The 12,242-nt window shown below is 68.3% G+C and carries 12 protein-coding genes and 1 tRNA gene; 3 read left to right on the forward strand and 10 right to left on the reverse strand.

Annotated elements, in window-relative coordinates:
* Positions 1-203: 203 nt before the first annotated feature.
* The 4 genes from HCU64_RS05115 to HCU64_RS25405 all read right to left on the reverse strand — a co-directional run bounded on the left by HCU64_RS05115 (position 204) and on the right by HCU64_RS25405 (position 5,052).
* Positions 204-950 carry a sigma-70 family RNA polymerase sigma factor gene (locus HCU64_RS05115; protein WP_233382664.1) on the reverse strand — a complete coding sequence of 249 codons (747 nt, stop codon included), beginning with the start codon at positions 948-950 and terminating at the stop codon, positions 204-206.
* 180 nt (positions 951-1,130) lie between these two features.
* Positions 1,131-1,949 (reverse strand): class II glutamine amidotransferase, encoded by an 819-nt coding sequence (locus HCU64_RS05120; RefSeq protein WP_233382665.1) that lies wholly within the window; start codon positions 1,947-1,949, stop codon positions 1,131-1,133.
* A 116-nt stretch (positions 1,950-2,065) separates the two neighbouring features.
* Positions 2,066-3,184, reverse strand: a complete 1,119-nt coding sequence (locus HCU64_RS05125; protein WP_233382666.1) for a hypothetical protein — start codon at positions 3,182-3,184, stop codon at positions 2,066-2,068.
* Positions 3,181-5,052, reverse strand: a complete 1,872-nt coding sequence (locus HCU64_RS25405; protein WP_233382667.1) for a quinol:electron acceptor oxidoreductase subunit ActD — start codon at positions 5,050-5,052, stop codon at positions 3,181-3,183. Before HCU64_RS25405 ends, HCU64_RS05125 begins: the two co-directional genes overlap by 4 nt.
* A gap of 438 nt (positions 5,053-5,490) precedes the next feature.
* On the opposite strand from HCU64_RS25405, the gene HCU64_RS05135 reads away from it, so the two are divergent.
* Positions 5,491-8,088, forward strand: coding sequence for an ABC transporter ATP-binding protein (locus HCU64_RS05135; RefSeq protein ID WP_233382668.1), 2,598 nt, complete (start codon positions 5,491-5,493; stop codon positions 8,086-8,088).
* Between the two features lie 24 nt (positions 8,089-8,112).
* On the opposite strand, the gene HCU64_RS05140 is transcribed toward HCU64_RS05135, so the two are convergent.
* From HCU64_RS05140 to HCU64_RS05165, 6 genes are all read right to left on the reverse strand, one after another.
* The gene (locus tag HCU64_RS05140) at positions 8,113-8,322 is read right to left on the reverse strand and encodes a hypothetical protein (RefSeq protein WP_233382669.1); all 210 of its coding nucleotides are present in this window, start codon (positions 8,320-8,322) and stop codon (positions 8,113-8,115) included.
* Between the two features lie 172 nt (positions 8,323-8,494).
* Positions 8,495-8,571, reverse strand: a tRNA-His gene (locus HCU64_RS05145).
* 110 nt (positions 8,572-8,681) lie between these two features.
* Positions 8,682-9,050, reverse strand: coding sequence for a VanZ family protein (locus HCU64_RS05150; protein ID WP_233382670.1), 369 nt, complete (start codon positions 9,048-9,050; stop codon positions 8,682-8,684).
* Positions 9,051-9,232: 182 nt separating this feature from the next.
* On the reverse strand, positions 9,233-9,685 hold the full coding sequence (locus HCU64_RS05155; RefSeq protein WP_233382671.1) for a YeeE/YedE family protein: 453 nt from the start codon (positions 9,683-9,685) through the stop codon (positions 9,233-9,235).
* A gap of 2 nt (positions 9,686-9,687) precedes the next feature.
* Positions 9,688-10,134: a YeeE/YedE family protein gene (locus HCU64_RS05160; RefSeq protein ID WP_325169956.1), complete on the reverse strand. Its 447-nt coding sequence runs from the start codon at positions 10,132-10,134 to the stop codon at positions 9,688-9,690.
* On the reverse strand, positions 10,101-10,538 hold the full coding sequence (locus tag HCU64_RS05165) for a TIGR01244 family sulfur transferase (RefSeq protein WP_233382673.1): 438 nt from the start codon (positions 10,536-10,538) through the stop codon (positions 10,101-10,103). Before HCU64_RS05165 ends, HCU64_RS05160 begins: the two co-directional genes overlap by 34 nt.
* A 257-nt stretch (positions 10,539-10,795) precedes the next feature.
* On the opposite strand from HCU64_RS05165, the gene HCU64_RS05170 reads away from it, so the two are divergent.
* Positions 10,796-11,002, forward strand: coding sequence for a hypothetical protein (locus HCU64_RS05170; RefSeq protein ID WP_233382674.1), 207 nt, complete (start codon positions 10,796-10,798; stop codon positions 11,000-11,002).
* Between the two features lie 111 nt (positions 11,003-11,113).
* On the forward strand, positions 11,114-11,923 hold the full coding sequence (gene cysE / locus HCU64_RS05175) for a serine O-acetyltransferase (RefSeq protein WP_233382936.1): 810 nt from the start codon (positions 11,114-11,116) through the stop codon (positions 11,921-11,923).
* Positions 11,924-12,242 lie beyond the last annotated feature (319 nt).

Raw genomic sequence — 12,242 nt, forward strand, 5'->3', positions numbered from 1 at the left:
ACGCAGCGAGCGCCGCAGACACGGCCCGGTAACGCCGCGACTTCGAAAAGGGATGCATCGAAAAACCGGAACGACCGATTCTTCCCGGCTAAACCTCTCAGGCAGAAAGGACTTTTCTGATCCTTGCAATCAGCGGAAGATCTGTCTCGCGCTTGTGGGAAATGCCCAACTTCGCGCCAGCGGGTTCAGGCCGCGTGTCCGGCTCAGGCGTCCTTCGGCATCGCCGACTGGATGAACCGGTCCGAACCGAGGTCCTCCTCGTCGTAGCCGAGAAGCTCGGCGAGCCGGCCGCGCGCCCGGCTGACGCGGCTCTTCACCGTGCCGACCTTGCAACCCATGATGGCTGCGGCTTCCTCGTAGGAGACGCCCTCGGCGCCGACGAGCACCAGAGCTTCGCGCTGGTCCGGCGGCAGCTTGGCCAGCGCGGACTGAAGATCCTCCACGTCGAGCCGGTCGCCCTGGTGCGGTGCAGTGGCAAGGCGCGCCGCGTAGGATCCATCCTGATCCTCGACCTCGCGCACGCGCTTACGATGGTCCGAATAGAAGATGTTGCGCAGGATCGTGAAAAGCCAAGCGTTGAGATTGGTGCCCGGCTGGAAGCGGGCGCGGTGCTGCCAGCCCTTCATCAGCGTGTCCTGGACGAGGTCGTCCGAGCGAGCCGGGTTCGAGGTCAGCGACAGGGCGAACGCGCGCAGTGAGGGCACTGCCGCGAGCAGGCCATCGCGGAACTCGGGGTCGACGCGCTCGCCCTGGGCCTTGAGAGCGGCCTCGAGCTTCTCGATGAGGTCAGCGAAACGCGCCGTCACCGCGTCCGGCGTGCCGAGCGTCTCGTAGACGGTGCGCAACTGGTCGCCGAGATGCGTGCGGATGCTCGCAGAGAGGTTCGGTCGCCCTTCGGCAACGTCCTCTGCAGGGCGATCGAGGGTTTCGGCGGTCTCGTTGCGGCTCATGATGCGATAAGCGTGCTTCGATCGGTGAACGTCGGAAGGCCCGGCGCCATCCCTGCCGAGACATCGGGACTGTATCGCATCGCGAAGGCCGGCGCACCCCAAGGGGCAGGCATGCCGGCTCAGCTATGGTTACTTTCAGACCTTTTTCAGACCGGCGTGGCTCACGCGCACCCGGATCACTCAGCCGCAGGAGCAGGGCAAGGCAACTTGGACGACGCGGCGTCCCGGCCGCAGTAGTCGCACGGCGCCATCCTTGAACGCCACCGTGTCGCCGCGCGCGAGTTCGGTCCAGGTCTCGTCGCGGGTCAGAGCCCGGGTCGCGATCATGGTCACCACGTCGGTCTCGGTGGTCTCCTGAGCGAAGTCGACGCGCCAGTCCTCGTCGACCAGCGTCGCGGTGCCGAACGGCGCGCAGCGGGTCAGGTAACAGAGGCGCTTGCCGCAATGGGCGTAGAGCACCCGGCTGTCGGATAGGAGCATGTTGAAAACGCCGAGCGTGCCGAGGTCACGGCACAGCTCCGCGACGAAGGCGTCGAGCTGGGCCGGGCGAGGCGGCTTCGGCCAGCGCTCCTGGAGCTGCGACATGATCCAGCAGAAGGCGTGCTCGCTGTCCGTGGAGCCAACCGGCTCGAAGCGACCGAGGGGCCGACGTTTGATGCCCTTGAGCTGGCCGTTATGCGCGAAGGTCCAGCGCCGGCCCCAAAGCTCTCGGCTGAAGGGATGGGTGTTCTCGAGGCTGACCCGTCCGCGATTGGCCTTGCGCACATGCGCGACGACGATGCGGCTCTTGATCGCGAAGCGGCGCAGCAGCTTGGCGAGCTCCGATTGCGCGCTTGGATCGGGATCGTGAAACGAGCGGCAACCGCGGCCACCCTCGTAGAACGTGATGCCCCATCCGTCGGCATGCGGCCCAGTCTCGCCGCCGCGTTTGGCCAAGCCCGCGAAGGAGAATCGGATGTCGGTGGGCACGTTGGCGCTCATGCCGAGCAGTTCGCACATGGGCTTTTTGGGTCTTCGGCTCTCGGGTCAGATCGTCTCGCGCGCCGCGAACGCGGCCGTTGATCATCCCTTGATGTAGGGCAGGCGAAGCCGGCTTGGGAAGCGGGTGGCGACCCTCACCGGCTGGGAAACAGTCTGCGCGTCGCCGGAACCAGGCCGACGGCGATGCCGGCGACGCCGACGAGCGCCAGAGCATCGGTCAGCGTGACCTTGAACGAGCCACGCATCGCGGGCGTCACGAACCAGTACACGGCAAGAATCTGCACCCCCAGCGCCAGCGCCGCCACGAGGCGGGTTCGGTATTCGCCGGGCTTCAGGGTCACGGCCGCAGCAAGGAGAACGATCGCACCAGCAAATCCGGTGAGCACGCTGCCCTCGCCGACGAGGCGCGCTCCGTACCAGAGCGCGGCCTCGGGCGAGCCGAGCACCAGCGCCTGAACGAGATGCATCGCCGCCCAGATCGCGAGCAGAACAGCGAGCGGCGTCAGCCGATCGAGCCGGCGCCGCGACGGACCGACATCCGGCGACGCGACCAGGATCGCCGCGCTCAACGCCAGCGCGCTCCAGCCCGCAAGAAGCAGGAGCCCGGCGAGGCTCGAATGGAACTGCACAAACACCGCCATGACGAGATCTGACGCCGCGAGTGTCCCGCAGACGATGTGCAGCCCGAGCCCGAGGATGGCGCGACCATCGTCGATGCGTCCAGCCTTGCCCCAGGGTTCGCCACCACGTCGGGCGAACATCGCGGCGAGGCCGATCCAAACCGCGAAGACCAGGGCGAGGCGCAGGAGGAGAAAGGGTGTGGTGAACCAGATCGCGGAGAGCGGCGACTCGGGCGCGGCTCCGGCCGCCCAGGGGTAGAGAACCGGCAGGAGGGCTAGGATCGGCAGCCCGAGCAGGGCCGCCACCGGCATCAGACCGAGCAGCCAGCGCAGGGTCTCGAGGAGCGCCGTCTCGGGCTGCGGCCGCCAGGCGTCGGCGCGCTCGACCATGATTGCGACAGGAAGCGCACCCACGGGCAGGGCGAGAAGGCAGAGCCACGCCGGCAGGTAGGAGACCGCGAGGCGGTGCGAGCCGCCCAGCAACAGGGCGAGGCCAAAGGCTGCCGCGCCAATGCCGAGCCCGGCTGCGCTGCGCCTCGCCGGGTCGAGCAGAAAGGCGCGCGCGGTTCGAGGCGGCGAGGCCTCCGCCCGGCGCCCTGGCTCCTCTTGCGATGGGTCACGCGGGCGGCTCATCCGTCGACCATCCGGATCGCAAGAGGCCGGCCGTCCGAGGCTGGGAGAGCCAACAGCCGCTGACCGATACGCTCGGCTTCACCCGGCTCGCCATCGACTTTTGCCGCCAACACGAAGTGGTCCAGGCCGGCCTGTCCGTCAGCGATCTGCCCCGGGCGGCCGCGCGCCGCGAGCAGCGCCGCGAGAGCCGCGAGCGTGCCAGCAGTCAGCGCAGCTGTCAGGCTTGGAAGGACGAGAGAGGGCCAGGCTCCCCACGGCGCGGCGCCGGCCGCCAGCGGGATCGCCGCAAGGCAAACCGCCAGGACACCGGTCCCGCCGACGAGTGCGCCAGCAAGCGCCCTCAGGCGGATTGGGACCACGGCCGGCCGCAGAACCTCGAGCGCCTCCGGGATCGGAACCGGGCCGAGGGCATCGAGGCGCAGGCTGCGGTCGCGTGCCCGCAGCAGGCCGGCCGCGGCGGCGAGCGCCCGCGCGGAGGCGAACTCGGCCACGATCGATTGGCCCCTGACAAGTCGCCCGGCTCCCGTGCCCGGGTCTTCAAGCGCCGGACCGGCCGGTGATGTCGCCGGGTTATGCGCGATGACGAGCGCGCGCATCTGCGCGATCGAGATGATCGGCAGTGTCTGCAGGGCGACGATCAGCCCGGCGATGAACAAGGCAATCGAGCCCGCGAGGGCTGCGATGCCCGCGATATCGGCCGCGGGAGAGACCAGCGTGGATGCGTCCCGAAGCGTAACGGCGAGGCCCATCGCCCGGTCGGCATAGGCGCCGACCGCGGCAAGCGTCCCGATGCCGGCGACGGCGAGGCTGGAGCGGCGCAGGCGCGGCAGCCAGAAGAGCTGTGGCGGCAGCAGGCCGCAGGTGACCACCGTCCAGAAGGCCGGGGCGAGGTCGCCGTGGAAGCCCCGTGCCACGGTATCCCGCGCCGCCGCGTCACCGTGCAGCAGCACCGCCAGGATGGTGGTGGCGTGGCAATAGAGGCTGGCGAGGCCGAGAACGAGTATCAGCCGGGCCAGGATATCGAGGTGGCGCCGGGTGATCAGGCTGTGGAGCCGATGTACTGCGCGGATCGTGACGACCACGGCCGCGCTCGCCCCCACCCCGGAGAGCACCGCGTCGACGAGATAGGTGACCGGCAGAAGCGTGTCCTGCCGTCCCGCTACCGCCGAAGCTGCCTGCATCACCGATGCCCCCACCTGCAGCGCAATGGCGAGCAGGGCGCCGAACAGCGCGGTTGCGCGGTGGGCTTCGTCCCAGATCCGCCATTGCAAGGCCGAGCCGCGCCAGCCGCCCGCGAGCCCGCCATATAGGCGGGAGGCGCCCCGCTCGCGCAAGACTGCGAGATCGGGCAGGAGACCGACGAGCCAGTGGCTGGCGCAGACGACGACGAGGGCAGCGATGCCGGCTCCCTGCCAGAAGCCGACCGGTCCGAATGGCGGAGACAGGCCGGTCCCCCTCATCCATGGCTCGGCCGGCGTCCCCGCACAGAATCCGGCGGCGAGCGCGGCGAGCAGCGCCACCGTCTCAGCGATGCGGCCGACCGCACAACGCCACTCGACGCCTGCGAGCAGCAGCACGGACGAGACCAGTAGGCTTCCCTCGGCAATTCCGATCCAGCCCTCGTAGCTGGCCACTGCAACGAGCGCGCCTTCCTCGGGATGCCTCGGGACGAAAGCCAGGAGCGCCGCGAGCAATCCGCATGCGCCGGCCGCAAGCAGCCATCGCCGTCGCACCGCGCGTCGCGCGAGGACGACATCCGTCACCGTGCGGGCGACGCTCTCGATGCTCTCACCCACAGCGACGATCCGCTCGCCGTAGAGGCTCTCCGGCAGGGGCGTGAGAGCCTTGGGAAACCTTGTTGCCGTCACGGTACCTGGTTCCAGGATGGCCTTTGCCTCGCTCGTTCGCCCATCCCAGGCCGCTTGCTCCCCTCGCTTTCGGAAGGCCACCCTAGTCGGATCGCGGGCAATCGGAAAATCGGGCCTCCTGCGCGGTGTAGCCTCGTCTCCGCCCCCCCTCGCGCTATCGGTCGTTGAAACACGGCCGGGCCATCAATGCTCGGGAGGGCAACGCGGATACCGCCGTCGCTTCAACGTCCGTTATCTCGTCCGGATGCCGGAAAGGCCGCCGAGAGTCTTCGACTGGGTGTCCGGAGACGCGTATTCGCTGCTGAAGGAGCGCGGCTTGGTCTGAGGATGTGACGGGCCGCACCTTCCCTGCGCTTCCCTGCCTTGGTGCGATCCTCTAAGCCCGCCATTGCATGAGACGTATCGAGCCCCACCATCGCAGCCCCATGTGGCCCGTCGATGGAGCGTGATCCGATTCTGTTCGGCTGGCGCTCGGCGCCGAGGCCGCACGCCTTGGCCGTGGCGCTCGGCGTCGGGCTCGGCACTCCACTCGCGCTTCTGGCGCTGCTCTGCCTACGCGATCTGGTCGACCTTATGGTGCCGGGTGCCGACAGCCCGCGGCGCTTCCTGGCGCTAGCCCTGCCGATCCCCGGCGATCCGCCAGGAACCCTGGCGATCGCCCCCGGCCTGCCCTTGAGCGGTCACGGGCTTCTGCTCGCGGCGCTGATCGGCCTCGCCGCCGCAGCACTGGCCGTTGCCGGGCTCGGCTGGCTCGTCGCCCGGGTCTGCTTCTCTGCGCAGGCCCGTGCGGCGACGCGCCTGCGCGCCACGGCCGTCGATGCGATCCTGCGGGCGCCGTCCGGCGCCCGCGAGGATGTGCGCGGCCTGCCTGGCCTCGTCGGGGCGGCTCTCGCCGGATTGCCCGCCGCCGGCATCCTGGTGCCGGCGATGACGCTCTCCGGCGTCTTGCTGGCACTCGCCACCGCCGCGCTCGCCGCGCCACGCCTTATTCCTGCGGTGGCCATCGGCCTCCTCGCCGTTGGTCTCTCCCGCGCCCTCCAGATCCGCCGCGGCCTCGAACGCACCAGCCTGCGCCAGCAGGAGCGGACGGCGGCGGAGGCCGGGCTCGGCGACCTGATCCTGCGGATGCCTGCCGTTCGGGCGCATGGTTCGGCTATGTTCGAGCGGCGCCGGCTCGGCCTGCGCGCACGCGCCACGCACGGCACCCTGGCCCGGGCCGAGGCGGCGCTGGCCTACGCGCGTGCGCCGGCTCTCGCCTTGATCGTTCTGCTGCCCGCGATCTTCGTGGCCACGGCACTGTGGCGGGGTCCAGGCGCACTGGAATCGACGCCCATCATGCCCGGAGCGCTCGCCGCGGCGGCCGCCGCCTTCATGCTCGCAGCCGCTCTCGTCGCGGCATTCCTAAGGCTCTGGTTCCTCCGGATGGAGACCGCGCCGACCTTTCGAAAGCTGGCGCAATCCCTCGAGGGGCTCGCCGACAAACGGCCGAACCCACACCGCGCCGCGGCCTTTCCTGCCTCGGGCGCACTGATCGCGACGGATGCGGGCGCCTACGATCCGACGAGCGGCGAACGTCTCACCGGCCTCGACGCCGATCTGCCGATGCCGGCCCACGTCGCCATCGTTGGCGAACGTGGCAGCGGCATCCAGGCGCTGGCCGCACTGCTCGCCGGCCAGATCGAGCCGAGCGTCGGCGCGATCACCTATGGCGGCGTCGACCTGCGCGGCCTCGACCCGGCCGAGCGCGCCCACCGCATCGCCTTCGCTGGCTCGGAAGCCATCCTGATCGAGGGCACTCTGAAGCAGAACCTGCTCTACGGCGCGCGCACCGACGAGCGCGAGGCGCTCGGCGAGCAGGGCCGCATCGCCCTCCTCAAGCTCTCCGGCCTCGACGCGCTGATCTATTCGCGGGGCCTGGAGGGTACCATCGACCCCGACGACGAACCGGCTGTCGCACGGGCGGTCGTCGCCGCCCGCTCGGCCGTGCGCGAGACCCTTGCTGCGCAGGGCATGGCCCGTCTCGTCGAGGCCTTCGACCCGGCCCGCTACAACCATCAGGCGACGGTCGGCGAGAACATCCTGTTCGGCGAGGCGGTGGGTCCGACCTTTTCCGAAGAGCGGCTTGCCGGCCAGCCCTATCTCCGCGCGGTTCTGGAGGCGGAAGGCCTGACCCGCAGCTTCGTCGAGATGGGCCTGGCTATCGCCCGTGCCACCGTCGAGATCTTCTCGGAATTGCCGGACGATCACCCACTCTTCGATGGCTTCTCGCTGTTTCCGGCCCAGGAGCGCGGCTTCTTCGAGGATCTGATCGCCCGCCAGCCGAATGGCGGAAGCCTGCGCCGCGGCCCTGCCGGCGCGCGCGACCGCGAGCGCCTGATCGGCCTCGCCCTGCGCTACAGCGAAACCCGCCATCGCTTTGGCCTGGTCGATGCGGAGCTGGAGGAGCGCATCGTTGCGGCGCGCGCCTCCTTTGCCCGGCTGATGCCCGCGAAATTCCGGGACAAGATCGACCTCTACGATCCTGCCCGCGTCACAGCCGCTGCGAGCTTCGAGGAAAACGTCCTGTTCGGCCGTATCACTCAGGGCGAGGCCAATGCCGAGCAGCGGGTGCGCGCCCTGGTGCGCCAGGTGCTCGCCGACCAGGGCCTGGAGCCAACCGTCTACCGCCTCGGCCTCGCCAGCCGCGTCGCCTCGAGTGGCCCCGGCACGGCCATGGGACGCCGTCAGGGCTTCACCGAGGGCGGCATCGGCCCGCGTGAGCGTGTCGCCATCGACCTGGTGCGCTGCCTCGTCCGCCGGCCCGACATCCTCGTGGTCGGCCTGCTGCCGGACGAGCGCAAATCGGAAGAAATCGCCGCGCGGATCATGCGCCTGCGCATGATCAGGCAGGATATGGGCCTGATCGTCTGCCTGCCCGATGCCGAGACGCTGGGCCGCCTGCCCCCCTTCGACGCGGTGCTCACCGTCGCGCGAAACGCCGCGACGCTGGCAGGCGGCAACCCCGCCGAAGAGGCCGCGCCCTCATACGCGGCCTGATTCATTCGAAGCCTCGCCTGCGCTTCAGCGCCTGTCGCGCGACGGGTCGACGTGCAGGAAGCTGCGCTCGCCCGTGGCCGCCTCGGCGACGAGTTGGATCGTATCGAGCAGCTCAGCCATGGGTTTGGCACCGGCGGGCCGGAATCGCGCATCGGTAGTGACACCGCGTCGGGCCGTGCGACCCGCAACCACCTGTGCCTCGCTGAGCGCGTCGAAATCCCGGTCGCGAGCCATGGCCTTTCCCTTCGATCTGCGGTGAAGGGTCAGGGTGACGGAGTTATGGTTAGCAGAGGGTTAACGATGGGGCGGCCATCCCCCGCCCGTTGCTGAGAACACAGCAAGCCAAAGACGAACGAAAAAGGGGCTGGCGCCCTCGCCAACCCCTTGAGCCATCAGACAAATGAGATGGTACCACCGCCCCGGCTCGAACGGGGGACCCCTAGATCCACAATCTAGTGCTCTAACCAACTGAGCTACGGCGGCACAGGGGCTGCGGTGTATCGAAGGGATCAGCGCTTTTCAAGCGGCTCTGCGCACCCGATGCAGGTATGGTGGGCGACTGCGCGCGGGGGGGCATGGCGCAGCCCAGTCAGTTACTCGCCAGGATGCAGCCTCTGGCGGGTCAAACGGGCGTAGAGCTGTGCGAAGACCCAGGCGGTAATAACGCCGATCCCGGCAGCGACGGCCTTGACCATGAAATCCGGCACGCGGCCGTGGCGGCTCGCGGTGAAGACCTGTCCGACTTCTAGTCCCGCTGCGACGGCAACGCCCACCGCAAAGGCGAGGAAGCGGTGGCGCGGATATCCGACGGCAAACAGGAAGCCGAGGAGGGCGTAGGCCAGCGCGCGCTCGATATTCGCGTTCTCGATCACGGCCGGGCGCATGCCGATCGGTGCGAGCGTCACGACGACGAGCGCCACAACGAGCATCCAGGCCATCAGGCGTGCGAGCTTGTGCATCATCCGTCGTCGGTTGGAGCACGTTTCGCCTCGGCAAGAGCGGCCGGAGCAAAGAAACCGTGATCGGTTCAACAGTTTAGAGCTGGGGCCAGGCGAAAACCGTGCCGATGCCTTGAAGCCTGCTCCAGGGCCTCGGTGTCGGTCAAGTGCGGTGCAGCACCGGCTCCAAGAGGCCGCGCTAATGATTAAGGAATTCGCGCGCCGATTCCGGTATCCGCCATACGCCGCGCAAAGACCCGATGCGCTGCCATGCCGACGAGCATCGCCGCCACGAAGACCGCGACCGGCAGCGCGCCCGTGGAGAGCGCGGCGACCGCAGGCCCCGGACAGAAGCCGGAAAGGCCCCATCCTACTCCGAACAGGGCCGAACCTCCGATCAGAGTCTCGTCGATCCGTCGGTTCGTCGGGATCTCGAAACTCTCGGCAAGAGCCGGTTTCGAGAGGCGGCGCACGAACTGGTAGCCAAGGGCGGAAACCGTGACGGCCCCGCCGAGCACGAAGACGAGGCTCGGATCCCAGGCCCCGCCGACGTCGAGGAAGCCGCGCACTCGAGCCGGGTCGAGCATGCCGGACAGGGCCAGCCCGAGGCCGAACATCAGGCCGAGCCCGAGGGCAGCGAGGATGCGGAGCGGCGCCATGCTCACGCTGCTGCCAGCCGGACAAGGGCGACGGTCAGCATCCCGGCTGCCACGAAGGTGAAAACCGCGACGATGGAGCGGGGCGAGAGCCGCGCCAGCCCGGCGACACCGTGGCCACTGGTGCAACCCGAGCCGAGCCGCGTCCCAAAACCGACGAGCAGCCCCGCCACGATGAGCACTGGCACCGAGGCGACGATTCGCATCTCGGGCCACGCGCCCGAAAGGCCGGCGAAAGCCGGCGGCCCCAACATCAAGCCGGCGACGAAGGCAGAGTCGACCCAGCGGCGCTCGCCGCGATCCGTCCCCAACCCGGCGACGAGGCCGCTTACACCGGCGATCCGCCCGTGAAAAATGAGCATGGCGCCCACCGAGAGGCCGATCAGCGCACCGCCGGCGAGCGAGGCCCAGTAGGGGCTCACGCCGCTCCCCCGCCATGGGCGTCGAGCCAGCGCGCCGCGCCGCTGAGGTCGATGCCAAGCCGCGCGCCGTAATCGATCAGCTCCGCACGACCGAGATTGCCAGCGAGGACCTCGCCGATCGCCCAGAGTGTCAGCGAGCGCGTGCCGCTGCGGCAATGCGCGACGACCGGGCCGGGCGCGGAGAGCACGGCCTCGCGGAACTGGTCGACATCCGCGCGCGAGAGGCTCGGCCCCGTAACGGGGATGTGCAGATAGGAGAGGCCGGCCGCCTCAGCAGCCGCCGCTTCCGCCTGCGTGCCCGGCTGGCCCGCTTCCTCGCCGTCGGGGCGGTTGTTGATCAGCAGCGCGGTGCCGCGCTCGCCGAGGGCGGCGATCTCCGCTTCGCTCGGCTGGCTCGCCACAGAAAGCTTGTCGTCGACGGGGGTGAGTTTCATGGGAGGTCTCCCGCCGGCGTCTTTCCTGCCGGCACTCGTCGCCTATCGCGGACGCGAACCCGAGACAAGGCTTGCAAAACGGATGAGTATGACCAATTATCCAGCATAAACAATGAGTTAGCAGAATAATCATGCTGCTTGACCGGGCTTCTTCGACGCAAAGTTTCTCCGATCTGGACGGCTTGGAGGAGGGCTTCTCTCCGGGCCCCGTCACGCCGACTCGGCAACATTGCGAGGATGTCGGAAGGCGAAAGGACATGCAGCCTGGAGACGAAGTGGTGTTTGCGCGCCTCGATGTCGCCGAGGCCCTCGGCATCTGGCGACACGCCACGGGCCGCGTGATCGACACACATGAAGAGGGGCGTCCGGCGCCCGAGGGCACCGTGACCGTCGACGTGCAGTTCGAGGGCCACGATACCCTGCACCGGTACCTGCCGGACCTCTTCGAGAAGCGGATCAACTGAGGTGGCGACTCCGTCGATAACCTGGGTCGACTCCACCGTTGAGAGGAGCTTTGCGTGAGCCTCGGTGCCATCCTCGAGGCGCGCTCGGCTCTGCCTCAGGTCCCTCTGCGCATGACGAGCCAATCCTCGACAGTAGAGGCCGTCTGGACGGAACTACGAGTGGAAGCCGAGGCGGCGCTCATCGAGGAGCCGCTCTATGCCGGAATCGTCCAGGCGACGGTGCTCGACCAGCAGAGCATCGCTCAGGCCTTCGCCTACCGGCTCGCGCATCGCCTCGGCGACAGCGATCTCTCACGGCTCGCCATGCGCGATCTCTGCCTTTCCGCCTTCGAGGCCGACCCGCATGCGAGCGCCCATGCGGTGCGCGATCTCGTCGCCATCCGCGAGCGCGACCCGACCTGCCGCCGCTATCTCGATCCGTTCCTGTTCTACAAGGGCCTGGCCGCGCTCGAAGGGTATCGTGTCGCCCACTGGCTCTGGCACCAGGGCAGGGCCACGCTGGCGCTGCATGTCCAGAGCCGCATCTCCGAGGTTTTCGGCGCCGACATCCATCCCGCCGCGCAGATCGGCTCGGGCGTGTTCATCGATCACGCGACCGGCGTGGTGATCGGCGAGACCACCGTGATCGCCGACGATGTCTCGATCCTCCAATCCGTGACGCTCGGCGGCAACGGCAAGGAGAGCGGGGACCGTCACCCCAAGATCGCGCGCGGGGTGCTGCTCAGCGTCGGTGCCAAAGTGCTCGGCAACATCCGGGTTGGTGAGGGCGCCAAGGTGGGCGCTGCGGCAGTCGTCCTGAACGACGTGCCGGCCCACACGACCGTCGCAGGCGTGCCGGCCAGAGTCGTCTCCCGGCTCCCCGTGGGAGAAGCCCCGGCGCTTAGCATGGACCAATCCTTCGGCTACGGCGACGGAATCTGAGGGATGGTGGAAAAAGGTTCTCCAATGAGATCCGTTTAAAAGTTGTCGCGAGATAATATTCTTGGAGAATTCTATTTTATGAAATCCGGATTATTTAGAATCTTATATCTATTTATTCAGTTCCAATAGATGTATTTTCTGAAACTTGGCCAGAATTTGGATGATCATTTCATTGACCAGACTCATCGTCCAAGACTAGACCGTTGCAATCCGGCAATGAAACGAAGTTTTCACGCCGGTAAAAGCCATTTTAAGCTCGGATCACGCCTGTGCAAATCTTGCTCAGGCCCGGCACGGTCGCGCCTATGCCCAAGCGTCC

The organism is Methylobacterium sp. C25 (genome assembly GCF_021352225.1).
In the GTDB taxonomy this organism is placed as follows: domain Bacteria; phylum Pseudomonadota; class Alphaproteobacteria; order Rhizobiales; family Beijerinckiaceae; genus Methylobacterium.